This is a genomic window from Butyricimonas paravirosa, assembly GCF_032878955.1.
Classification (GTDB): domain Bacteria; phylum Bacteroidota; class Bacteroidia; order Bacteroidales; family Marinifilaceae; genus Butyricimonas; species Butyricimonas paravirosa.
Window position 1 is genome coordinate 5,205,220 of sequence record NZ_CP043839.1, and the last position, 25,238, is coordinate 5,230,457.

The following is a 25,238-nucleotide window of genomic DNA, read 5'->3' on the forward strand; positions in this document are numbered from 1 at the left end:
GTTAATATATACGTTATGAGTCAGAAAATTAAAAAGAAATCAACGTTCATCGACATGACGGCCATGAGCGACGTGACGGTACTGTTGTTGACGTTTTTCATGCTGACTTCCACGTTTATCCAGAAAGAACCGGTGCAGGTGAACCCGCCGCAGTCGGTTTCCGAGATCAAGATTCCCGAATCAAATATCGTCTCTATTTTAGTCGAGCCAACGGGAAAGGTGTTCATGGGACTGGATAAACCACAGGATCGTATCGAGGTGTTGAAAAAGATGGGAGAGAGTTATCAGATTGAATTTTCGGATCAGGAATTGAAAAAATTCAGTCTGTGTAATTCATTCGGGGTGCCTATTCAGGGAATGAAACAATTCTTGGCATTATCATCGGAAGAACAGGATAAAGTGATCATGAATTATGGAATTCCTTGTGATAGCACGAATAACCAGTTTAAATCGTGGATGCAATTTGCCCGGGAGGTGAACAAGGACTTGGTGATCGCTATCAAGGCGGATCAGAAAACTCCTTACCCGTTGATTAAGGATATTATGGCAACGTTGCAGGATCTGCGAGAGAATCGTTATAACTTGATTACTTCGTTGCGTAATATGCCGGAGGTATGATAGAACCTTATAACTTGTAATTTATTTATTATGGCAGAAATACAACAAAAGGATAGCGGGGAACGCAAGAAAGGGAAACAGAAGAAATTCAGTATCCGGGTGGATTTTACGCCTATGGTGGATATGAATATGTTGTTGATTACTTTCTTTATGCTCTGCACGTCCATGAGTAAACCCCAGACAATGGAAATCAGTATGCCGAGGAAAGATTTGTTGAATGAGCAGGAGCAGAACAAGGTGAAGGCTTCCAAGGCAATGACTATTTTGTTGGGTAAGGAGGGGAGAGTGTACTATTATATGGGAGAGCCGGACTACGAGAATCCCGATATGGTGCAGGAAACCGATTTTTCCCCGAACGGTTTGCGTGCAATCTTGTTAGGACGTAATCAGGTGGTGATGCAGAAGATCCGGGAGTTGAAACAAAAGAAAGCAAACTTGGAGATCTCGAACGAGGAATACCTGAAAGAGGCTGCCGAGATCAGAAAAGATAAGGATTCTCCCGTTATATTGATCAAGGCTACCGATTTTGCGAATTACAAAAATTTGATTGATGTGCTCGATGAGATGCAGATATGTAATATCGGACGGTACGCGATCATGGATATAACTCCGGGGGATTTGCGATTGTTACAGGATAAGACACACGACGGGTATGCCGATGATTTGAAAGAAGTCATCGAGTACCGGGAGTTAAAACAATAAGACCATGGCAAAGGATATAAATGTAAATTCGGTAGAGTGGTGTGATCTGATATTCGAAGGAAAGAATAAGGATTATGGGGCTTACGAGTTGCGTAAACACTCTCCCCGGCGTCACTTGACGGCCTATGTCGTGATTATAGGTTGTGTGGTTCTGGCAATGGTTCTTCCGGCTTTTGTTCGTTTCCTGACACCCGTTAAGGCGCAGGAAAAGATGGTTACGGTGACGGAATTGTCTGATTTGAAGATGGATTTGCCGGAGGTGAAGGAAGAGAACAAGATCGTGGCGGTGAATGTTCCGCCGCCACCGACGTTGAAGACAACGATTAAGTTCACGGCTCCCGTGATTAAGAAAGATGAAGAGGTTCGTGAGGAAGACGAGATTAAAACACAGGATGAGGTGAACCAGGCGAAAGCGGCGATTTCCGTGGCGGACGTGAAGGGTAATGACGAGGAAAACGGTAAGGATATTGCTGATCTGGAAGACCATAAATTGATCGTGGCAAGTGAAGATGAGGTCTTTCAAGTGGTGGAACAAGCTCCCGAATATCCGGGAGGTATGGCTGCCTTGATGAAATGGATCGGTAAAGAGATCAAGTATCCTTCTATTGCCCAAGAAATGAATATAGAGGGAAGAGTAATCGTACAATTCGTGATCGGACGGGACGGGTCGGTACGTGATGTACAAGTGTTGCGTACGGTCGACCCGACGCTGGATAAAGAAGCCGTTCGCGTGGTAAAGGCCATGCGTAAATGGATTCCCGGAAGACAGCGGGGTGAACCGGTTTCCGTGCGGTTCACTTTACCGATCACGTTTAAATTACAACAATAAAAGAAATGATTCTGTGATTTAGTGATTGCCGATTAGGTGATTAAAAGAAAGCGTTGGATAGCGAGTGAAAATTACTAAATCTAAAATCGTAAATCTAAAATTAAAAAGGTATGAATATTCGAATCGGCTTTTGGCTGTTATGCCTGATCTCCCTTGTGGCTTGTAAAGGGAAAACTTCAGGAGTACAAGATACCTTGTTTAGCGGGGTAATTCGAGTTGCAGTCGACGAAACGCTGTCTCCCTTGGCCGAGGAAGAGATTGCAGTTTTTGAAGCGCAATATAATCAGACAGGTATCGTCCCGATATATACGAGTGAAGTGGATGCAATAACCCTGTTGTTATGCGACAGCGTGCGCTGGGTGTTGGCCACACGCCCTTTATCGGGGGACGAATTAGAGTCATTCCACAGCAATAAGTTTTTTCCGGAGTCCATCAAGATAGCTACTGATGGTGTTGCTTTGATTGTAAACAGGCAAAATGCCGATTCGATATTTAACGTGAGTACTTTAAAGAAAATATTTTCCGGTGAGATAACACGTTGGAACCAATTGTCGGCGGACTCGAAATTGGGAGAAATACAAGTCGTGTTTGACCACCGGAATTCCAGCACAGTACGTTACGTGCTGGATTCGATATGCGGGCGGGGTAACTTGTCTGATCGATGTCATGCCGCCGGAACGAATCGGGATGTCATCGAGTATGTTACTCGAACTCCCGGTGCTATGGGGGTAATCGGGGTCAATTGGATTAGTGACGAACAGGATTCTTTATGCCGGGATTTTCGAAAAGAAATACAGGTGGCACGGATCAGTCGTGCGGAGTTACCTACTTACGGGAATAGTTACCAGCCTTACCAGTATTACCTCTACACGGGGCAATATCCATTATCTCGTGATATATACATTTTACTGAATGATCCCCGGAGCGCGCTTCCAACCGGGTTAACCTCCTTTTTTGCAGGAGCAAGAGGACAGCGAATCATATTGAAAGCCGGATTGTTACCTGCCACGATGCCCGTGAATATCGTGAACGTGAGGGACCAACTTTAATGAATAATTTATAAGATCATGAAAACGAAATTAATTATATGCGGATTATTTTGCTTGCTGGCAGCGACGAGCGTGAAGGCAGCAGACAATAAGGTCGGAATAGATCTTTATGAATCGGGAATGATCGGGGCTGCCAAGGCTTTTTTCCTCGATAATTTGAAGCAACAACGAGAGGGTGTTTTGCAAGCAGAAACCTGTTACTATCTGGGAGAATGTTATCTGGTGTTGGGACTTCGTGATTCTGCCGGGATATACTACCAGAAAGGGATAGAGTTTATGCCTGACTATTCTTACAACCGGATCGGGGTAGTTGGGTTGAAATTGGGGAAAGATGTGGACGGTGAAGAGTTGTTCAAAGAGGTGTTTACAAGCAAAAAAGACAAGAAAGATGCCGGCGTACAGTTGGCAATAGCCAGGGCATATTTGTATGCAGGTAATATGACAAAAGCAATGGAACACGTGAATCAGGCGAGAGAGTTGGATGCTAAAAGTGGGTTGCCGTACTTGGTGGAAGGAGATATTCTGGCTGCACAGGGGAAAGTTGGGGAGGCTTGTGCCAAATACGAAATGGCCGCTTATTTTAGTCCGGATTGTGTGGGAGCATACTTAAAACAGGCTCGCTTGTACATGTCGGCCAATCGTTCCTTATCGTTGGAAAAGTTGGATAAGGCCCGGGAAGAATCCCCGGAATTTTGTGGTATCTATTGTATATTAGGGGAACTGTATGAAATGGCCGGAGATAGTAAGGCTGCTGCAGATAATTATTCTAAATTTATTCAGTCAGGGTATTATGATCAGGATCATTTGTTGCGGTATGCCGGTATATTGTATTTCGATAAACAGTATGAAAAGATGTTGCCTGTACTTCAATCCGTGTTGAAAGAAAAGCCGGAAGATTTGGTGGCAAAACGTTTATATGCTTATTGCCTTTCTAAACGGGAGAATGGGGAAAAATGTCTGGAGGCTATAAAGCATTTTATAGAATCTACTCCTGAAGAGAGTCAGATTTGTCAGGATTATCTTTGTTACGCGGAACAGTTGACCGTGAAAAAAGAGTATAATGAGGCAATTACTTATTATAAAAAGGCATTGAATGCGGATTGCAAGCGTCAGGAGTTATTGAAAGATATTGCGGATCTTTTCGTGAAAAATAGAGATTTGGATTCGGCCGTGGTCTATTATCAGCAATATTTTGATTTTGTGGAGGAACCGGCCGCGGAAGATTTGTTGAAACTGGGGAAATGTTACTATAATCTGGCTTGCCAGGATTCGGTGCCGGAATTGCAAAAGGAAGAGCTGATAAAAGCAGATACTTTATTCAAAGAGTTAAGTATCCAAGTTCCTAATAGTTACGTGAGTTATTTTTGGCGGGCCCGGGTAAATTCCATGCTTGATCCGGAAACAACGAAGGGGTTGGCAAAACCATATTATGAGAAAGTGATAGAAATAGGATCAGTACAACCGGAACGTTATAAACGGGAACTGATAGAAAGTTATAAATACTTGGGATATTATCATTACGTGATTGCTGATGCTATTACCACAAAAAATAATGGGAATCCTGATCCGGCAAAAGGAGAATACGGGGAGGCAAAGTCATTTTTCTCTAAAGTATTAACGTTGGATGCCAAGGATGAGGTGGCACTGAAAGCTCTTGAGAGTATTAAGCTGTGAATCGGTAAAAGTGTGTCGATTGTGGGGGTATTCTTGTATTAGAATATCCCCAATTTTAATAAAATGAAAATTTAGTATTCGTAAAAGATTAAGTTTTGGTACGGAAATTGCTTTATAGCGGAAGAGTTGTTTATTGAATATTTAAATAGATTGAATTATGAAGTGGATTTTGCGGGCGATACCAATTTTACTTTTGATGGTTTGTTTTGGAGGGCAGGCTATGCCGGAGGACATGCCAAGAGAAAGAAGAGTGGAGACCACCGGGGAATCGATGAATAGTTCAGAGATTACAGCTACTTTTTCGGCAATTGATCTGACGGACGTGTATGATTTTCTGGAGAAGTCATTTATGTTGACGGATATTGTGGATTTACCCGAGGATGTAGAAATTCAAAAAGACAAACGGGTGAGTTCTGCGAAAGAGATTCTTAAACAAGGTATTGATGGAAAGAATAGTCATGACGCGTGGCGTGATGAAATCTTTGATTACTTGTCTATGAAACATATCCAGGGATTTTATATTTACTGGATGAATAAAATGATTATTTAATTTGTAATAATCATATAAACGTATTATTGGAATTCAGTACATGGCCTGAATATAATATGGCTGGGTGGAAACTATTCCGAGTGAATATACGTTAAAGTTATAAGTTAGTATTTAAAGAACGTTTAAATCATATATTATGACACAGAAAGTCGGATACGTGACACAAGTGATTGGTCCTGTTGTGGACGTCATTTTTGAAGGTGGAGGGGTTGACTTACCTCCTATTTACGAGGCTCTGGAGATTGAGAGGGAGAATGGCTCGAAGTTGATTGTCGAGGTGGAACAACACGTGGGAGAAGATACAGTGCGTTGTGTAGCAATGGATACAACCGACGGTTTATATCGCGGTATGAAGGTTTTGGATTTAGGACGGACCTTGACGATGCCCATGGGGGACCAGATAAAGGGACGTTTGTTGAACGTGACAGGTGATGCTATCGACTACCTAGCCCCATTGGATTACAAAGAAACGAGTTCTATACATCGAGAGGCACCGAAATTTGAAGATTTGTCTATTAAGGAGGAATTGCTGCTTACGGGAATTAAGGTGATCGATCTGTTGGAACCTTATTCTAAAGGAGGAAAGATCGGTCTGTTCGGGGGTGCCGGAGTTGGTAAAACTGTGTTAATCATGGAGATGATTAATAATATTGCTAAAGGACATAATGGATATTCTGTGTTTGCCGGGGTTGGAGAACGTACCCGGGAAGGGAACGATTTGTTGCGGGAGATGATAGAATCGGGGGTTATCAACTATGGTGACAAGTTTAAGGAGGAGATGGCAAAGGGGAAGTGGGATTTGGAGAGCGTGGACATGGAGAAGGTGAGCCAGTCGCAGGCAACATTGGTTTTCGGACAGATGAATGAACCTCCCGGGGCTCGTTTACGAGTGGCTTTGTCCGGGTTGACGGTTGCGGAAATGTTTCGGGATTCGAATGCTGGTGGAAAAGAAATTTTGTTCTTTATTGATAATATTTTCCGTTTCACGCAAGCCGGGTCGGAGGTTTCGGCCCTGTTGGGACGTATGCCGTCAGCAGTGGGTTATCAGCCGACATTGGCATCGGAGATGGGTAAGTTACAAGAACGTATTACTTCTACGAAGAATGGTTCAATTACTTCTATTCAGGCCATTTATGTTCCGGCAGATGACTTGACAGATCCCGCACCGGCCACAACGTTCAGCTTCTTGGACGCCACGACGGTGTTGAGTCGTAAGATCACCGAATTGGGTATTTATCCGGCGGTAGATCCATTGGAATCTTCTTCGCGTATTCTTGATCCGGCAATTGTTGGAGAAGAACATTATCAAACCGCGCAAAGAGTGGTCGAATTATTGCAGCATTACAACGAGTTGCAGGATATTATTGCAATTTTGGGTGTTGATGAATTATCTGATTCGGATAAAATCGTGGTGGCACGGGCTCGTCGGGCGCAACGTTTCTTATCGCAACCTTTCCACGTGGCAGAACAGTTCACCGGAATTCCCGGGGTTATGGTTCCATTGGAAGAAACGATTCGCGGTTTCAAGATGATTCTCGATGGGGATATGGATGAATATCCGGAGCAGGCATTTATGAATACCGGAACCATTGATGATGTGATCAAGAAAGGGAAAGAGATGATTGAACAAGCGAAGAAAAGAAATTAGAGAATGTAAAATTTAGAGTTTAGAATGAAAAAGATTCCGTGATTGCCGATTCGATGATTAAAATCACTTAATCGAAAATCATTAAATCACTTAATCGATAGGATCTAAAATCTAAAGTTTAAAATCTAAAATAATTAAGGTCATGATTTTAAGAATAGTATCTCCGGAGAAAGTGATTTATAAAGGTGAGGTGCAAATGGTGAAATTGCCTGGTACGGTGGGGCAGTTTACCGTGTTGGAAAATCATGCGCCGTTAGTATCTACATTGACTCCGGGAGAAATTATCTATAAAGGGGTTGAAGAGGAAAAGAGTGTACAGATTTGCGGGGGTGTTGTGGAAGTTCGGGACAATAATGTGGTGGTTTGTATAAATTGATGCACCTATGAAGAATGATTTGAAATATATATTGTTGACATTTATTCTATTGATCGGAACACTGACTGCGGGTGCGGTTGGACTGGCCGCAACGGGTGTTAGCGGAGAAGAATCGCAACAGGTCGAGGACGAGCTTGCCGTGCGGGTGGATTCCGTGATGCAGCAGGAGGAACGGGAGGATAAGGCTTTTGACCCTAAAAGGACTATTTTCGAGCATTTGGGGGACGAGTATGGATGGACGATTATCGGAAAGGTAACCATACCTCTGCCCGTGATTGTTCGGGATAATGGAGGGGAATGGTATTTTTTCAGTTCTTCACGTTTAGCAGACGGGAAAACATATAAAGGATTTCATATTGCCGGGGAAGGAGCTTATGAAGGGAAGATCGTGGGGGTAGATGCTACCGGAAACGAATATCGTCCTTATGATTTTTCTATCACCAAAAACGCTTTTTCCGTGATGATTAGCGGGCTGATCACGATGTTGATCGTGTTCTCGTTAGTTCGATTTTATAAAAGGAAAAAGTTTAAGGCCCCGCGTAAGGGAATGGGTGGTCTGGAAATGATCGTCGAAATGTTATATAAAGAAGTTATTGTCAGTGTGCTAGGAAAGGAATCTAAGCGATATGCACCCTATCTGTTGACATTGTTCTTTTTTATATTCGTATCCAATATGATGGGGTTGATAGCTGTATTCCCAGGTGGGGCGAACGTGATGGGAAATATGTCAATTACGCTAGTCTTGGCATTGTGTACCTTCGTGGTGATTAATGTTTCCGGGACGAAAGAGTACTGGAAAGAGATATTTTGGCCGGATGTACCTATGGGATTGAAATGTCCGGTACCCTTATTGCCTGTTATCGAGATATTCGGAGTGTTCACGAAACCGGTGGCCTTGATGATTCGTCTTTTCGCTAATATGTTGGGAGGACACTTGATTGTGTTGGTGCTGATTTCGTTAATCTTTTTATTTAGTGTGATGGGACAGGTGGTATTGGGTGTTACAGCTGTATTTTCAGTATTGTTTGCCGTGTTTATGAACTTGATTCACGTGTTGATCGGGTTTATTCAAGCATACGTGTTTATGTTGCTTTCAACAATCTTTATCGGGTTGGCGAGAGTGAGGAAAGTTAAAAGCTAAAAACTTAAATCTAAAAGTTTGAATTTAAAATCTAAAATCATTAAATCTAAAATTAATAAATAAGGTTATGGAAAGTTTGATTTTATTGGAAGTAGCAGCAGCCGGGTTAAGTCTGGCTAAGATAGGTGCATGTGTTGGAGCTGGTTTGGCAGCTATTGCTGCAGGTATTGGTATCGGTAAGATCGGTTCTTCGGCGATGGATGCTATTGCCCGTCAGCCGGAAGAGACTAACAATATCAGAACCAATATGATCGTGATTGCGGCTTTGATCGAGGGTGTTGCTCTTTTCGCAATTATCGTTTGTTTATTAGCATTGTTTGTATAAAAAGAAGCTATGTCATTATTTACACCGGAATTCGGATTAGTGTTTTGGATGCTGGTTGTCTTTTTGATTCTTTTCGGCATTCTGGCAAAATACGCCTGGCCGGCTATTGTCCGGATGATGGACGAGCGGGCTGATTTTATTGATAAAGGCGTAGAGTATGCCCGGGAGGCTAAAAGAGATCGCGAAAAGGCGCAAGAGGATGCCAAAGATTTGTTGACGGAAGCCCGTAAGCAACAATTAGAGGTATTGCAGCAGACAGAACGGCTGAAACGGGAGATGATAGCGGAAGCCCGAAAAGCGGCAGAAAACGAGGCAAAACAAGTGAGGGAAGCTGCCAACTTGTCGATAGAACAGGCAAAACGGGAAGCAGAATTACAATTGCGTAAACAAGTGGCATCTTTGTCTTTGCAAGTTGCAGAGAAAGTGATGCGTAAGGACTTGGCTACCGATAAGAACCAGATGGAACTGATCGGTAAGTTGTTGAACGAGCTTGAGAATAAAGAGTAAAGGAGGAGAGTATGGACGAAGGATTGATTGCTCGAAGGTATGCAAAGGCCGTGTTTCGATACGCGCAGGAGTTAAATGCTGCTGATGCAGTGTATGAGAAGATGAAATTATTCGAGAAAAATTATATCGCTCATCCCGACTTGCAGAAAGCTTTGTTAAATCCGTTGTTATCACCCGAGGATAAGGAAATGCTGCTCTCCACGGCTATCGGGATAGAACCGGGAGAGGCATACATCAAGGGTATTCGTTTGTTGATAAGAAACCACCGGGAAATGTATGTCAGGTCAATTTGCCTGATGTTTCAGAAGATTTACCGGGCTGCAAACGGGATTATCCGGGTGAAGATCATCACGGCGATGGAGTTGTCGGACGAGACGATGGATAAGATCAAAGAGTTCGTGCGGCGTCATACTGATAAGACAATAGAGTTTGTCCATAAGGTTGATCCCTCGATTATCGGAGGTTTTATATTACAGATTGGATCCCGGCAACTAGATGCCTCACTGATGAAAGAGCTGAAGGAGATGAGTCTCCAGTTTGGATTTTTAGATTATAAATGAATCCTTCGGGAGGATGACAAGAAGAACGTGTTAGCCTTGTGAGGCCGGAATTTAAAATCTAAAATCATTAAATCTAAAATTATTTAGGGTTATGTTGAAAGCGAATGAAATATCAGATATTTTAGAAATGCAACTCAAGGAGGTCGATACGAAGATGGCTTTCGAAGAGGTGGGAACCGTGATGGAGGTTGGTGACGGGGTGGCCCACGTGTTCGGGTTGGATAATGTGCAGGCTAACGAGTTGCTGGAATTTGAGAACGGGGTTCGTGGAGTTGCAATGAACTTGGAGGAAGATAATGTGGGAGTGATTCTGATGAATGCCGGTGATCGGGTGAAGGAAAATTACACGGTGAAACGTACGGGAAGTATTGCTTCCGTGAAGGTGGGTGAGGGATTGCTTGGACGGGTTGTCAACACGCTGGGTGAACCTATCGACGGAGCCGGACCCATTGAAGGGGAATTAATACAGTTACCGTTGGAACGTAAGGCTCCGGGGGTAATCTATCGTCAACCGGTGAAAGAACCGTTACAGACAGGGATCAAGGCGATTGATTCCATGGTACCGATCGGACGGGGACAGCGGGAGCTGATCATCGGAGACCGTCAGACCGGAAAGACATCTATTGCCGTGGATACGATTTTGAACCAGAAAAGAAATTTCGATAACGGTGATCCGATTTATTGTATTTACGTGGCTATTGGTCAGAAAGCATCATCTGTAGCCATGTTGGTGAACACGTTGCAGGATAGAGGTGCGATGCAGTACACGGTCGTTGTTGCGGCAAACGCATCCGACTCGGCAGCTATGCGTTATTATGCACCCTTTGCGGGAGCGACGATCGGGGAGTATTTTCGGGACAGTGGTCGTCACGCATTAGTCGTGTATGATGACCTTTCCAAACAGGCTGTCGCTTATCGTGAGATTTCTTTGATTTTGCGTCGTCCTTCTGGGCGTGAGGCTTATCCGGGAGATATATTCTATTTACATTCTCGTTTGTTGGAACGGGCAGCGCGAATTATATCCAGTGATGAGATGGCACAGACGATGAATGATTTGCCGGATGTGTTGAAACCCACTGCCAAAGGAGGTGGTTCATTAACCGCATTGCCGATTATCGAGACTCAGGCAGGAGACGTGTCGGCGTATATTCCGACCAACGTTATTTCTATCACGGACGGGCAGATTTTCCTTGAGGCCGGATTGTTCAACGAAGGGGTACGTCCCGCGATTAACGTAGGTATCTCTGTATCTCGTGTCGGTGGTAATGCCCAAGTGAAAGCTATGAAGAAGATTGCCGGAACATTGAAGATCGATCAGGCCCAGTACCGGGAATTGGAGGCCTTCTCTAAGTTTGGAGGAGACATGGATTCTGTGACGGAGATGGTGATCGATAAAGGGCGTAAGAACGCTCAGTTATTGATTCAGCCCCAGCATGCACCGATGCCCGTGGAGGAAGAGATTGCCGTGATTTATTGCGGTACACAAGGGTTGTTGCGTAACGTGGAGTTGAAACATATAGCCGAGTTTGAGAAGATGTTCTTGGAGATATTGCGATCCAAATACCAAAAAGAGATTTTGGAGCCATTGCGGGAGGGGGTTCTGGATGAAAATGTATCTAAATTATTAGAAGAAGTAGCCACGGAAGTGGGGCAGACTTTTAATTAGTTCATAAAGTAAAAATTATGGCATCAACACGTGAATTGAAAGGAAGGATAAGTTCGGTACATTCTTCTCAAAAGATAACCGGAGCCATGAAGATGATCTCTTCTGCCCGGTTAAGGAAGTCTGAGAATGCATTGAATCATGCCCGTCCTTACATGGAACAGTTGCAAAATATACTGGATCATATTGCAAGTGAAATTAATGATTATCAGTCTCCGTTGAGTCTGGATCGTCCGGTTCAACGGGTCGCAATTGTTATTTTTGCTGCCAATGAAGGTTTATGTGGCGCTTTTAACCTGCTATTATACAAGAAATTATTGGAGACATTAAAAGAGTATGATGGTAAGGTTAAATCGCCTATTTCCGTTTATCCCGTGGGGAGAAAGCTCGTGAATGATATAAAACGGACGAGGGGGGTGGAGGTTATGCCGATCCCCGATCTTTTCGAAAAAAAACAATATGCAGAAGGAGCAACGGCATTGGCAGATGAATTAATTCGTCGTTTTTTGGAGAAGGATGTGGATCGGGTCGAAGTTATTTATGCTCATTATAAGAGTATGGGAACACAGATCATTAGTCGGGAGCAGTTACTTCCGTGGGTACCTCAGGAAACGAAAGCTCTTTCGGATAAAGAACGAAATAAAGTATATATTTACGAGCCGGATTGCGAAGAGATATTGGAGACGATTTATCCGTTGGTTATCCATTCCACGATGTATCGGTACTTACTGGAAAATCAGACTTCTGAACAGGCCTCTCGTATCTTGTCTATGCAAATGGCAAATGATAATGCTATTAAGTTGTTGAAAAACTTGCAATTGGAATACAATAAGTTGAGACAACAGAATATTACGGCCGAGTTGATGGACATTGTGGGTGGGTCGATAGAGTGATTTATGATATAATAGTTTAATTTATGGGTATAACGCTGATTATTTTAGCATTATCTGCTTTCTTTTTTGTAAATGGAAAAATTCGGTCTGATGTAGTTGCGCTTTGTGCGTTGGTACTTTTGATACTATGTGGTATATTAACCCCGGAGGAGGCGCTTTCTGGTTTTTCTAATTCCATCGTGATTATGATGGTGGGGTTGTTCGTGGTGGGAGGTGCCATATTTCAAACCGGATTGGCTAAAATGATCAGTAGTAAAATACTTCAATTGGCAGGTAAGAGCGAGTTGAAGCTTTTTATTTTAATCATGTTGGTTACTTCTGCCATCGGTGCGTTTGTGAGTAACACGGGAACCGTGGCTCTGATGTTACCGATTGTAGTCAGTATGGCGGTTAGTGCGAATGTTAGTCCTAGCCGATTTTTGATGCCTTTGGCATTTGCGAGCAGTATGGGAGGAATGGCGACGCTGATAGGTACTCCGCCTAACCTTGTGATTCAAAATACTTTGTTAGAGGGTGGATTTGAGGGGTTGTCATTTTTTTCGTTTACTCCGGTTGGAATTATTTGCGTGTTGATTGGAATTGTTGTGTTGATACCTTTAAGTCGGATATTTCTGGTTAAGAAGGGCGAGAAGAAGACGGAGAAAAAAGCACGGAAAAAATCACTAAAAGATTTGGCCTATGAATACCAGATTGCTCAGAATCTGTTCCGGGTAGGAGTGAAATCGGACTCTACATTTCGAGGAAAGACATTGGCCGAATTGAATATAACCGGGAAATATAACGTCACAATTTTGGAAATCCGGCGAGAATCAAAGTCTCAGAATCCTTTTATGAAGACGATTGATCAAGAGCTGGCAGGCCCCAATACTTCCTTGCAGACAGGTGACGTGTTGTATGTTTTGGGTGCTTTTGCTCAAATTGAATTATTGACGAAAGATAATAATTTAGATTTATTGGATACACATACGGCGGAAGTTTCGGAAGAAAAAGTTCCCCGGGATATGGTGTTCGGGGAGATCGGTATTGCCGAGGTTTTATTGATGCCGAATTCTCAATTGATCAATCGAGCTGTAAAAGATTCTGGTTTTCGGGAAAAATACAATATTAACATATTGGGAATCCAGCGGGGAGGAAAGTATCTTTTACAGGATTTGAAGGATGAAAAGATGCATTCGGGGGATGCTTTGTTGGTACAGGGGACGTGGAAAGATATTGCCCGGTTGAATGAAATGCAATCGGAATGGGTTGTTGTCGGTCAACCACTGGCAGAGGCCGCAAAAGTGACATTGGATCACAAAGCCCCGATTGCGGCAACGATTATGATCCTAATGATTGTTGCGATGGTTTTCGATTCCATTCCCGTGGCTCCCGTGGCTGCCGTGATTGTTGCTGCTTTATTGATGGTATTGACCGGATGTTTACGTAACGTGGAAGATGCCTACAAAACGATTAATTGGGAAAGTATCGTGTTGATTGCAGCCATGTTGCCAATGTCGTTAGCATTGGAGAAAACGGGGGCATCAGCTATGATTTCATCCGGTTTGGTCAGTTATTTGGGTGATTTCGGGCCTATTATCCTATTGGCGGGGATTTACTTTACAACTTCGTTGTTAACCATGTTTATCAGTAATACGGCGACAGCAGTCCTTTTAGCTCCGATAGCCTTGAAAGCTGCACTAGATATTGGAGTAAGTCCTTATCCATTCCTATTTGCTGTGACAGTAGCAGCAAGTATGTGTTTTGCATCTCCTTTCTCGACACCGCCTAATGCTCTGGTGATGTCTGCCGGGAAGTACACGTTTATGGATTACGTGAAGGTTGGTTTACCTTTGCAGGTGATTATGGGTATCGTGATGGTTGTTGTGTTGCCTTTATTGTTTCCGTTTTAATGGATCTTCGCAATTGAGGATAATGGTGAAACGGCTGCCTTTACCGGGTTCGGACCAAAGATGAATATGCCCACCAAGTTTTTCAATAATCACTTGGCAAATAGATAATCCTAAACCGGTACCTTGTGCAAATTCATCTTGCTTGTAAAAACGGCTGAATATCATTTTTTGTTCGGCCTGAGGGATGCCTTTCCCACTATCTTCCACGAATATATGAACTTGTTGTTCTTTCGGTAAATAATGGTAACCTAGTTTGATATACCCGCAGGGGGTGAATTTACTGGCATTGTTTAAGAAATTCGTGAGAACTTGAGTTAAACGATTTTTATCCACGTATATCTCCAAATCTTCTTCTGCCGTTTCTTTTAGGAATTGTAAATGAGAGGGGAGGATAACCCGATGTGTGTTGTAGACCTCATCTATTAAAGTATTCACGGAATAGTTTTGGTATTCGAAGGACATATATCCGGATTCGATTCGGGAAATTTCTAATATATCGTTAATGAGTTTGAGAAGTAACTCGCTATTTGTGTTAATCGTGTTGATGTATGTTGTCCTCTCTTCTTCCTGGATTTCCGAATCTGATGCCAAAATATTGGAAAAACCCACAATCGCATTAAGAGGTGTGCGTATTTCGTGGCTCATATTTGCTAGAAAGGATTGCTTTAATTCTGCATTTTCTGCCAATTCTCGGGCTTCTATTAATTCTTGTTCTCGTTTTTTATGTTCATTGATATTCAATATTAATCCGGTGGTTCTTTGTTGACCGGAGACGCTTTCCATTGTACTACTACGAAGTTCCCACCATTGATAACCGTCTCCGGTGAAATCGCATAGAAGTTCTATTGCATGAGTACCTTGTATGAAGATTTCTTGCCAGTGATGTTTGAATGTTTCACGATAATCCGGGTGAATAAAGTTTGTAAATTTTTCTACCGATAGAGGTACATTTTTCATGTTAATGGATTTCCAGAAAGAATTCTTGAATTGCAGGCAGTCGTTTTGAAATCTCCATGCAAATGTGTTACCGCTTTCGATGGCTAATGCCAAAGATTCTCTTTCTTCTTCTAAGGCATAGAATGTCTGACGGCGCATATTCATTTCATGTATGTATAGATAGGTCAACCAGCTAAATAGAGTGACTAGAATCGTGATTATACTGATGATGATCGAGTACCAGGCTACGGGATAATGTTCCTTGAATGGTAGATTGATCATTTGATATTTGGCAGGAATTTCTGTTTGTTTAATTCCTAGTTTTTTCATGACTTGCCAATCTACGACATAATCTTTGGCACTTTCCCGGATAGGTAAGTCTTGCGGTTTTATGCCGTTTAGTATTTTAGCTGCAAGGTCAACTTCTTCTTTCACTTGTGTTGGTAACGTGGTCATGTATCCGGCCCTAAAGTCAAACCCACACCCGAACATTTCGTAGATGGCTGAATATCGGTTTGTCATGTGAAAATTTGCAAGAGTGACAGTTGTAAAATCATATTTTAATTGCAGGTAGGGCATTTGAACATTGTATTTGCTTATTCCCCACAGAAATTTAAGAGAGAGTTGGGGAATTTGAACAGAATCTTTGTCGTAGAGATGGTTATTTCTGGCGGAAAGAATATGTAAAAAAAGTTTATCCTTGAATTTGGTTTCATAATCGGTTTGAGGTATTTGCTCGTCAATATTAGAGATGATAGGGGAGTCCGTATTAAGATGTTTTTTTATATCTTCCCGGATTTTTTTGTCGATGAAGGTATAATCGAGTATCGTGAAAGACTTTTTCTTATCATCCAGCTCTTCCATTACTTCCAAGTTCTTTATTATGTCGATCTTGTCATGAAGTCCTGTTACATTGGGATACTTTTGGATAAGGTCCCAGTTGGGATAATTTACACCGGCAAAAACGATAGGGGTACTTTTGGCTAATTTATGTTCGGTTTTAAGTAGCGAGTAGGTTGCTTGATCTTCATTAACTAAAATAATATCCGGGTGCCAGTTGGAGATCGAATTCAGAAAAAGGTTTATTCTATCAATTTCTTCTTGTTCCCGGTATTTTTCACAATCCAGATAGAAAGTTTTAATATCTGTTTTTATACCTTTCTGTTTGAAGTTTTTAGTAATCAATTCATTGTATTCGGAATACTGAAAAAAATTTTCCTCGTACGAGTGGATAACGAGAATCCTTTTCTCCGGTTTACCACATCCGAAGAAAAGGAGTGAAAGAAATAATATAATTTTGAATTGAATACTCATAACCATTAGTTAAAAATGTAACGAATTCCAATTTGTAATTGCCAACAATTTTCCGATGAACGATTGGTTTCAAAGGTTTTGTTTGGCAAAATATCTTGTCCGTCTTTTTTTATCGGACACATGGTGTAAACAGGTTCTCCCGTTTCATTCACCTCTTTTAGTTCGAGTAATTTGCCGTTATTACACGCAGAGATCGTTTGTGTTACTCCCCATGAATTATGAAGTAAATTACCCAGGTTCATAATATCAACAGAAAATTGAATGGTATTTACGTGTTGACCCGTTTGTATTTTGAAATCTTGAACTACACGTAAATTGAACCGATCATACCAGGGAAGATTGGCCGCATACGCTTCAGCATATTCCCCTTTATGTTTTTTCAAATAGGGGTCTTGATTAATGAATGTCCAAAAGGCTTCTTTCTGCTCTTCTGCCGTGAACGTGATTTCTCCGGTTTGTCGGTCTGCAAAGTGTAACTCTTCTTTTGTGCGCGGAATATAAATCAGGTCGTATTCGATTCCGTCGTTATTCATGTCTCCATCATACAAGTACGAATAATTACCGGCGTATTCTCCCGTGTAGAAAAGAGATAATGAGGTACTGAAGAGACGGGCGTATTGTCTCGTGTAACTGAATTGTGCGATAACCCGATGAGGGGTTTGTAAATATTGAGCTGTATGTAATTTTTGATAATTAGGGCCCATCACGGATGGTTCTTGTGTCCAAGCGTTGTCGACTTGATTACTTTTATTACTCGTTATTGTTTTTGATTTACTGTAAGTGTAAGCAGCCATGAACTCAACATCTTTCCAGGGGTGAGCGTTTAATGTGATATTGAAATTAGCGCTGTATCCTTTCCCGCTATTCCTCATTAGAATTGCGTTCGTAATGTCTTCATGGTAGCGTTTTTCGGTATCTCCCGGGTAATGGTAGCGATTGTCCGGACCAATAAAACGAGTCATTCTAGGATCATCCGCATGAATTGTATTCACGTCCTCTTGCATGATGGCATGAATATCTTTTATAAAAGTTCCTTCTAGTGTGAGTAGAGAAGGGAATGGTAAGGGAAGTTGGTAATCTACCGCTAATGAACTTTTCCAAACTTGTGGCATCTTAAAATGGCGGTCTATTGTCGTAATGTTGTTTACGGCACCGGGTTCTGTTGGGAAACGATCCGGAAACAGAGGGGCAATATCTTGTAATATTTTTTCTCGGGTGCGTATCCCTCCGGCTAAAGCTGCCAACAATGGATCTCCGTTTTTTTGAGTAGATACGGTGTTTTTTAACATACCGCTGCCTTCTTGCATTTTAGAAAGAAATATCATGGGGAAGCGTCCGGAGAAAATACCTGAACCTCCCCGGAGAATTATAATATTGTTCCCTGACAGATCGTAAGTAAAACCAATCCGGGGGGAGAAGAGGGGAAAAGATTCGGGCCAGTAGGCCGTACTTAATTTGGTATCATAAAAAGTATATTCCGCAATAGAAGGATTTTCGTAACGTTTGTTTGCGTATATGGGAATGTCCACGCGAATCCCGTATGTGAATTTCAGATTTTGGGTGATTTGATAATCATCTTGCGCGTAGATGGAAAATTGTCGGTAATTTACTTTAGCCGGGGCTCGTTTGTCTTTGGAAAGGGAATAGCCGAGTGCGAACGCAACCGGTGCGGCTTTATTTATAAAATCTTCGTAACTTGCGTAACGATAATAACCAGCCCCGTAACGTAAATAACAATTTGAGAGGTTTTGGGATTCAAAACTCATTCCCGTTGTGAAATTATGCCGTCCCATTTGAAATGAAAGGTTGTCTGTAATTGCCCAGACTCTTTCAGTAATCCCATTGTTCCATGCGTGTTGTTCATAACCGGCATTCATGAAAGCTCTATTGGTACCTGAATCATCCGGTTTCATAATGTCAATTGTGGGGAAATCTCCTTTACATTTCCGGTTGTTTCCATTGTTGAACGTGAAACTCACGAGAATTTGGTTTGTTATGTTTTTTGATAAATAACTGAATAATTCTGCTGTGAGAGAATGTACGTCGTTCATGTCTTGCCACATGGAATTCCGGAAACTCATGGAATAACGACTTACAGGGGTTCCTTTAATGCCAAGAGCTGCGCCTACGAGATTGTTGTCTTTCTTTTGTGTCGTGTAATTATATCTAATCATGAATTTCTGGTGATCATTTATATTCCAGTCCGCGCGCATCAAGAGACGACAGGTAGTTGTTTGGCCGTTAAAATTGGTCCATGATCCCGTGTTGTACTCGTACATTTCCCTTAAATCATTGGAAAAACGCTCCATGTCTTTTGAGGTTACTCTGGAGATATGATTTACCGGATCTTCCTGTCCATCCGTGGAAAGTTTCCATTTATGAATAGGAAAGGGGGAATATTCATACTCCCCGTTGATAAAAAAGAAGATTTTATTTTTTATTACAGGTCCTCCTAATGTAAATCCATATATATCACGAGCTTCTTTTTCACGTTCTCCCAAATGGTAACCATCTACGTTATTACCTCTTAGATGTTCGTTTTTTATATATGTGTATAACGATCCTTTCAGATCATTTGTCCCACTTTTGGTAACGATATTAATAGCGGCACCGATAAAATTAGTTTGCCGAATATCATAAGTCGCTATATTGATCATGGTTTCCTCAACGGCATCAATCGAGATCGGACTACCTCCCCCGGGTAGAACTTTTCCGTCCAGTCCCATGTTGTAATTAAAATTTGCCCCGTCTACACTGAAGTTGTTCATGCGTTGATCTCGTCCTCCGAAACCATTTCCATTGGAGTAAGGGGTGAGTTTCAGTATGTCGGTGAGTGACCGGGTGACATTGGGGAGTAACTTTATCTGGGCGGAACCGACATGAGTACTTGCTCCCGTTTTTCCGTTGGAATATTTTGATATAGTACTTTTTACAACGACTTCTTCCAGGTCTGTCGAGGGAATTAACACGGTGTTATATGTGTACGGGATCGCGAGTTGAAGATAAATTCCTTTGCCCGTGGAAGGACGAAATCCCACGTAAGAGATGTCTATTTGGTAAGGCCCTCCCGTTCTCATTCCTTGTAATTGATAATAGCCCTGCTGGTTGGTGATCGTGCTGTAACGGGAACCCGAAAGCAAGTGGGTGGCGATTACCGTGGCTCCGGGTAAAGAGTTTTTGCCGTCGGAAACATATCCGTTCATTGATGACGTTGTGATTTGGGCTTGAGTCGTGGAAAGGTATGCCATGAAAACGAGGCATATTGTTGCAATTTTCTTGATCCTTTTATATGTTATACTTACTTGTTGCACGAATAAAACTATATAGTGCAAATATCGTACTATTTTATTTGTCTGCAAAATAGTACGATAAATATATTTAATAAATTTAAGAGTCTGTTTAAATTTTGTTGAACAAAATCTTTGCGTTGCTTGATTACCTCTAGGTCATGCCAATGTTCCTTCGATGTTCCTTTGGTGTTCCTATATGTCTCCGTTTCGATTCGTGCCGCATTCAAATGTATTTCTTCCGGCGATCACTCGCAAGTGACACGGAGAAAGCACGGAGAAAGCACGGAGAAGACCTAGCTAAACAATAGAGTAACAGCGTACTAGATAAGTTGTAAAGCACTTGTTGTTATTAACTTTCTTATATTGAGATAGTTGATCTTAAAAAAGACGTATAGGCTCGAAAATCCCACTTCCTGCAAGGTCGTTAGATAAATCTTATTCATGGTCATTTAATTTTTTATCTTATCAATGCGAAATTTAAACAGGCTTTAGATATGCGTATGAATCTTCTTTTCTGTTACAAAAAATTTGCTACCCTATTAAATATCCCGGTAAAAGATTGATAAAGCGTTTCAGGTGTGGCTCCCGTGTTGGTGGGAAATGGATTTTGATGGGAATACTCGTACGGAAAATCTAATTCTTCCAATATAGTATCAACACATTTGGGGCCTAGAGCCTCAATAACTCCTTGTGTTGGCATTACCGTATCTTTTTTGAGCGTGACAATCCGTAGACGGTCTTGAATTCGCTCGAAAAATGATTCCCGGTAATTCTTCATTACCTCGGGACGTATCATCGCTTTAAATGCTTTTTCCATGAAATCCTCTTCATACAAAACGGGGAGCATTCGCTGTTCATCATTTTTTGTCAGAAAATCATTCAGAAAATAATTCTTAACTCTTCGATACGCCTCTCGATCCATAATATCTCGGGCACTTCCGTCCATTTGGCTGAATATGGAGCCTCCACAGAAGAGGAATAGTTTACTGTCATCCAATAGATGTTCCGGGTTGGCAAGCATCAGAATCTGTGACAGGAACGCTCCGATGGAATAGGCGAAAATGTTTATGGATGAATCTTTTTCAAATAGGGGGTGTTGGCCGGTTTTTATTTCCCGGAATAACTGCCATAAATTGAACATGGACTCTTTTCCGGATATGTAAAAACGCAAAGGGGTGTCCGAGAGGCGATAACTTAATGCCACGTTGACAAACGTGGAATTATCCAGATGTTCCACTTCTTGCTTACGACGAGTCACCCAAGGCATAAGGGCTCTTGGATTATACCAGTTACCGGGAGTACGGTTCATGTGGAAAGCTATCGGAAACAAAATAACCGCTTTACCCGTGGCTAAGGATAAATATTCTGCCCAGGTGAGGTATTTGTCCCAGTTACGTTCGTTCAGCCCGTGTAATAACAGGATTGCCTGGTTCGTTTTTCGTGATCCTTTAGGCGTGAATATGGTATACGAAAAACTCTTGTTCTCCTGAATATTATTGTCCGGGATAGAACAAAATTCACTTGTCGGGATCAATTGCTGAAATTGTTCTATTTCATTTACTCCCATGTTCTGGATAAAATGATAAGGACGAATTTCCAGTGGTTGGTCTTCTAGGATAACTTTCTTGTCATAAGAAAAAATAGCCTTTAATTGTTTTGTTCTAGTTGAGATTTCCATAGCTCTTGCGATTAATTTTAATACAAACAAACACCACAATTCTTTGTTTTCAAAATTAATGGTGTGTACCTGGACCTAAAGGGACAAAATCTCATATTTAGGGATGAAATTTGCTCTTTAGGGGTGAAATTTTTTACGGGAAAAATGTATCTTTGTTTGAAATTTATAAAAATTAGAGAGAGATGAACGTGTTGATCCGAAAAATACCAGCTTACTATTACGAGAAATCAAATTTGATACGCCTGGTATTATTCACTGCTTTTTTTGATCTGATTTTTATCAATATCTACAAGCCTTTCAGTTCTCTGACGTGGTATCCTGTATCGGAATTTAAGTTTTTCATTTTTTCGAGTCTGGTCATTCTTACCGGAGTACTTGCCGTGGCGATCAGTCGTGTGATCATGTATTTTTACACGAAGAAACATACCCTTAATTATTTAGAGTATGGCATTTGGATCGTGTTGGAAATTTTCTTTCTATCGACTTTCTACACGGTTTATTCTTGTTTTTTACGGCCGGAGAGGGACGTGATGGAAACTTTTTGGGAGGCCTCTGAAAACACGTCATTAATCCTTTTATTACCTTATGCGATCTTAATGCTTTATTTTTCCTGGCGGGATAAGGAACAGAAATTGCAGATGCTTGAAGAGATGAAGGGAGATACCGGGGGGACGAGTGTTATTTCTTTTCGGGATGAGAAAGGTGAATTACGTTTATCAATTAAACATTCGAATTTGCTTTATATCGAGTCTGCAGATAATTACGTGCAGATTTGGTATTTGAATAAAGGCGTGGTGACAAAATTCATGTTACGTAATACTTTAAAGGCGATGGAAGAGACATTTGAAGGGACGAATGTATTGAGGTGCCATCGTTCCTATATGGTGAATTTCGAGCATGTTAAAGTGATTCGTCGGGAGAAAGATGGGGTCTATTTAGAATTTGGGGTTGAGAAAGTTCCCGATATTCCGATTTCAAAGACTTACAGTGAGAAAGTGACGCACTGGTTCATGTGTTATTCCTCCTCGAATGAGTAAATACCAGTACAGACCGCCTTGTCGGGAATTATCCGGGTATGTCCAGTATTATTGGATGCTGGATCTTGAGGATGTATGTCCATCGTGTGAGCCGCATCGTCTTACGCCGCAGGGATTCATGGAAATCGTTTTTTATTATCGGGATTCGTACAAGCTTATTCGGTCCGATGGAGAAGAATCTCATCCCCGGGTGACACTTTACGGGCAGCGAACCGAATTTATAGATATTTTACCCACGGGTAGGGTGGGGCTGATGTCGGTCGTGTTTACCCCTGTGGGGGTACGGGACATTTTGCATTTGCCGCTGAATGAGCTGACAAACCGATACGTTTCTCTGGAAGAGGCGTTGGGAAGAGAGGGGAAAGATATGGAAGAACAAATGATGAATCTTGCCGGTTTTAACGAACGGGTGGATAGTTTGGAGACATTTTTGTTAGGTCGTTTGCAACGAAGAAATGAATTTGAGAATAACCGGATGCGGATGGTCATGACTCGTTTATTACAGTGTCGGGGAATGTTTAATGTGGAACAACTGGCCGGTTATGCTTGTTTGAGTAGAAAGCAATTTGAACGGGTGTTTGCGGCTTACGTGGGATTAATGCCGAAACAATACTTACGGGTGATTCGTTTTCTGTATGCCGTGGAATTTCGAAATCGAATGCCGGAGGTTGATTTGGCAACGTTGGCTTTCCATACCGGATATTACGATGCGGCTCATCTGGCGAATGAAATCAAGGCTTTAACCGGTCATACTTCGTCAACTCTTTTTCGATTGATATGTTTTTCCGAGGATGTCGAGAGTATTGAATGGTTTCTAGGTGCATAGAAGGAAATAAAAGTTTTATCGGAACTGAGAATGTCTCTTTTTTCCAATAATTGAGGGATGATGAGGGTGTACTTTTGTTGTGTTAATCAATAAAATAAATACAACATGAAAACATTCGTAGCTTTTTTTGAGATTCCTGCTGTCAACATGGAGAGGGCTGTTCAGTTTTACGGGACAATTTTCGGAGAGAAACTGGAGATTGTCGAATACGGGGAAGAGAAGATGGCTTTTATTTCTTCTGGTAATCAGCAACCGATCGGGTGTATTTTTAGTTTAAAAGGATACCTGCCAACCTCTAACAGTATTACGATTTCATTTTACACGGAAAATATGGATGAATCTTTATCCCTGGTGAGGAAGGCCGGGGGAAAGATTGCCACGGAACCTTGTGAAACTTGTGAGGAATCAAAAGATTATTTTGCTTACTTTTTAGATACCGAGGGAAACCGGATCGGTTTGTTTACACGAAACATTCATCCGGGAGAATAGTAATCCGGACGAGACGAACCATATCTTGCGGGTTGATTTTAAGGGGCTGTTCCCAAAAGTCATTTTTTAACTCCCTCCCCCCTTCGGGGTACTCCCTCTATAAACAGAGGGAGAGTTGAAATGCTCACTGTCTTCGGGAGAAGTCACCAGATCCTCCTCTGTTTATAGAGGAGGTGGCACGAAGTGACGGAGGAGTTTTTTGATGATAAAATGACTTTTTGGGCAGCCCATAAATGAAATCGAACGTAAGTAAAGATTTTTGCAGAAAGAATGGACGGGTATGTTGTATGATCTCAAAATTTGCTTGGTTATTTATAAGAAATTGAGAGAGTTGTGAGATAAATCCGTATCTTTGTAGGAAAGAAGGTAAAAATGGTATTGAAAAGACGGCAGGATCATATTTCAACAGACAGCCCTTCCCGGATGAAAGCTCATAAATGGTGGAGAGTGGTGAGGCGTGTGTTCTTTTATGGTATTATTTTGCCTGTGTTCGTGTGTTGTCTGGGAATATTATTTTGTAATTATCGGATTTCCAAATACGGAGAAGGAAAAGTCTTTGGAGATACTACATTCATACCTTATAATAAAGTTGGTTTGTTGTTAGGTACTTCTCCCCGGGTGAAAGGCGGAAAAACTAATCCTTATTTCAAGAATCGTATTGATGCGGCAGAGGAGTTGTTCGAATCGGGTAAAATTAAGTATATATTGATCAGTGGAGACAACCGCCGCCATAATTATAATGAACCTCAGGCCATGAAAGATTCTTTGGTGAATAGAGGTATCCCGAAAGAATCATTGGTACTGGATTTTGCCGGATTGCGAACGCTTGATTCTATGGTACGTTCGAAAGAGATTTTCGGACAGGATAGCGTGACGGTTATTTCTCAGCAATTTCACAATGAACGGGCGATCTATCTGGCTCGTCACTACGGGATACATGCTATCGGGTATAATGCTAAAGACGTGAGTGCTTACGAGGGACTAAAGACGCAAATACGGGAATTGTTGGCCCGGGTAAAAGTATTTGTCGATTTTTTTGTCAACAAACAACCTCGTCATTTAGGCGAAAAGATTGAAATTCCGGAATAAACTATTCAGTTTCTTGTTCGAATTTTTTTATCAGGGAGAACAAATCTTCCCGGTTTGAGGTCAATTTCCCGTGAATATCCACTCTTGGAATCTTGTCACTTTTAATTCCGATGATAAGATACTGTTCGTAGTAGGGGCGATTTTAAAAAGAAAAT

22 protein-coding genes are annotated in these 25,238 nt (G+C 41.7%); 19 read left to right on the forward strand and 3 right to left on the reverse strand.

Annotation, left to right across the window (positions count from 1 at the left end):
- Nucleotides 1-15 precede the first annotated feature (15 nt).
- The 15 genes from F1644_RS20860 to F1644_RS20930 all read left to right on the forward strand — a co-directional run bounded on the left by F1644_RS20860 (nucleotide 16) and on the right by F1644_RS20930 (nucleotide 14,424).
- A complete protein-coding gene (locus F1644_RS20860) occupies nucleotides 16-618 on the forward strand; it encodes an ExbD/TolR family protein (RefSeq protein WP_027202968.1) in 603 nt (200 codons plus the stop codon).
- 30 nt (nucleotides 619-648) lie between these two features.
- Nucleotides 649-1,320, forward strand: a complete 672-nt coding sequence (locus F1644_RS20865) for an ExbD/TolR family protein (protein ID WP_027202967.1) — start codon at nucleotides 649-651, stop codon at nucleotides 1,318-1,320.
- A 4-nt stretch (nucleotides 1,321-1,324) separates the two neighbouring features.
- Entirely contained in the window at nucleotides 1,325-2,149 is an 825-nt protein-coding gene (locus F1644_RS20870) for an energy transducer TonB (protein ID WP_087419816.1), read from the forward strand.
- A gap of 110 nt (nucleotides 2,150-2,259) precedes the next feature.
- Nucleotides 2,260-3,198, forward strand: a complete 939-nt coding sequence (locus tag F1644_RS20875) for a PstS family phosphate ABC transporter substrate-binding protein (protein ID WP_168044366.1) — start codon at nucleotides 2,260-2,262, stop codon at nucleotides 3,196-3,198.
- 18 nt (nucleotides 3,199-3,216) lie between these two features.
- Nucleotides 3,217-4,872: a tetratricopeptide repeat protein gene (locus tag F1644_RS20880; protein ID WP_118305081.1), complete on the forward strand. Its 1,656-nt coding sequence runs from the start codon at nucleotides 3,217-3,219 to the stop codon at nucleotides 4,870-4,872.
- A gap of 157 nt (nucleotides 4,873-5,029) precedes the next feature.
- Nucleotides 5,030-5,422, forward strand: a complete 393-nt coding sequence (locus tag F1644_RS20885; RefSeq protein ID WP_087419818.1) for a hypothetical protein — start codon at nucleotides 5,030-5,032, stop codon at nucleotides 5,420-5,422.
- A gap of 136 nt (nucleotides 5,423-5,558) precedes the next feature.
- On the forward strand, nucleotides 5,559-7,070 hold the full coding sequence (atpD, locus tag F1644_RS20890; RefSeq protein ID WP_087419819.1) for a F0F1 ATP synthase subunit beta: 1,512 nt from the start codon (nucleotides 5,559-5,561) through the stop codon (nucleotides 7,068-7,070).
- 142 nt (nucleotides 7,071-7,212) lie between these two features.
- Nucleotides 7,213-7,446: an ATP synthase F1 subunit epsilon gene (atpC, locus tag F1644_RS20895; RefSeq protein ID WP_027202961.1), complete on the forward strand. Its 234-nt coding sequence runs from the start codon at nucleotides 7,213-7,215 to the stop codon at nucleotides 7,444-7,446.
- Between the two features lie 7 nt (nucleotides 7,447-7,453).
- Nucleotides 7,454-8,587, forward strand: a complete 1,134-nt coding sequence (atpB, locus tag F1644_RS20900; protein ID WP_168044368.1) for a F0F1 ATP synthase subunit A — start codon at nucleotides 7,454-7,456, stop codon at nucleotides 8,585-8,587.
- Nucleotides 8,588-8,654: 67 nt separating this feature from the next.
- On the forward strand, nucleotides 8,655-8,912 hold the full coding sequence (gene atpE / locus F1644_RS20905) for an ATP synthase F0 subunit C (protein ID WP_027202959.1): 258 nt from the start codon (nucleotides 8,655-8,657) through the stop codon (nucleotides 8,910-8,912).
- 9 nt (nucleotides 8,913-8,921) lie between these two features.
- Nucleotides 8,922-9,419: a F0F1 ATP synthase subunit B gene (atpF, locus tag F1644_RS20910; protein WP_027202958.1), complete on the forward strand. Its 498-nt coding sequence runs from the start codon at nucleotides 8,922-8,924 to the stop codon at nucleotides 9,417-9,419.
- 11 nt (nucleotides 9,420-9,430) lie between these two features.
- On the forward strand, nucleotides 9,431-9,979 hold the full coding sequence (locus F1644_RS20915; protein ID WP_027202957.1) for a F0F1 ATP synthase subunit delta: 549 nt from the start codon (nucleotides 9,431-9,433) through the stop codon (nucleotides 9,977-9,979).
- 91 nt (nucleotides 9,980-10,070) lie between these two features.
- Nucleotides 10,071-11,645, forward strand: coding sequence for a F0F1 ATP synthase subunit alpha (gene atpA, locus F1644_RS20920; protein ID WP_168044370.1), 1,575 nt, complete (start codon nucleotides 10,071-10,073; stop codon nucleotides 11,643-11,645).
- Between the two features lie 17 nt (nucleotides 11,646-11,662).
- A complete protein-coding gene (gene atpG, locus F1644_RS20925; protein WP_118305079.1) occupies nucleotides 11,663-12,535 on the forward strand; it encodes an ATP synthase F1 subunit gamma in 873 nt (290 codons plus the stop codon).
- Between the two features lie 23 nt (nucleotides 12,536-12,558).
- Nucleotides 12,559-14,424 (forward strand): SLC13 family permease, encoded by a 1,866-nt coding sequence (locus tag F1644_RS20930; RefSeq protein WP_118305078.1) that lies wholly within the window; start codon nucleotides 12,559-12,561, stop codon nucleotides 14,422-14,424.
- Here the strand turns inward: F1644_RS20930 and F1644_RS20935 are convergent.
- The 3 genes from F1644_RS20935 to F1644_RS20945 all read right to left on the reverse strand — a co-directional run bounded on the left by F1644_RS20935 (nucleotide 14,407) and on the right by F1644_RS20945 (nucleotide 21,642).
- Complete coding sequence (locus tag F1644_RS20935) at nucleotides 14,407-16,674, reverse strand: sensor histidine kinase (protein WP_087420601.1); 2,268 nt, start codon at nucleotides 16,672-16,674, stop codon at nucleotides 14,407-14,409. The genes F1644_RS20930 and F1644_RS20935 overlap by 18 nt on opposite strands.
- 5 nt (nucleotides 16,675-16,679) lie before the next feature.
- Nucleotides 16,680-20,006, reverse strand: a complete 3,327-nt coding sequence (locus F1644_RS20940; protein ID WP_147344503.1) for a TonB-dependent receptor — start codon at nucleotides 20,004-20,006, stop codon at nucleotides 16,680-16,682.
- Between the two features lie 475 nt (nucleotides 20,007-20,481).
- Nucleotides 20,482-21,642, reverse strand: a complete 1,161-nt coding sequence (locus F1644_RS20945; protein ID WP_118305076.1) for a DUF6051 family protein — start codon at nucleotides 21,640-21,642, stop codon at nucleotides 20,482-20,484.
- A gap of 182 nt (nucleotides 21,643-21,824) precedes the next feature.
- Between F1644_RS20945 and F1644_RS20950 the strand changes: the two genes are divergently transcribed.
- The 4 genes from F1644_RS20950 to F1644_RS20965 all read left to right on the forward strand — a co-directional run bounded on the left by F1644_RS20950 (nucleotide 21,825) and on the right by F1644_RS20965 (nucleotide 25,083).
- Nucleotides 21,825-22,679 (forward strand): LytR/AlgR family response regulator transcription factor, encoded by an 855-nt coding sequence (locus tag F1644_RS20950; RefSeq protein WP_189021504.1) that lies wholly within the window; start codon nucleotides 21,825-21,827, stop codon nucleotides 22,677-22,679.
- Entirely contained in the window at nucleotides 22,672-23,505 is an 834-nt protein-coding gene (locus tag F1644_RS20955) for a helix-turn-helix domain-containing protein (RefSeq protein WP_118305075.1), read from the forward strand. Before F1644_RS20950 ends, F1644_RS20955 begins: the two co-directional genes overlap by 8 nt.
- Before the next feature lie 105 nt (nucleotides 23,506-23,610).
- Complete coding sequence (locus tag F1644_RS20960; RefSeq protein ID WP_118305074.1) at nucleotides 23,611-23,994, forward strand: VOC family protein; 384 nt, start codon at nucleotides 23,611-23,613, stop codon at nucleotides 23,992-23,994.
- A 450-nt stretch (nucleotides 23,995-24,444) separates the two neighbouring features.
- Nucleotides 24,445-25,083, forward strand: a complete 639-nt coding sequence (locus F1644_RS20965) for a SanA/YdcF family protein (RefSeq protein WP_370819164.1) — start codon at nucleotides 24,445-24,447, stop codon at nucleotides 25,081-25,083.
- The last annotated feature ends 155 nt before the right edge of the window (nucleotides 25,084-25,238 follow it).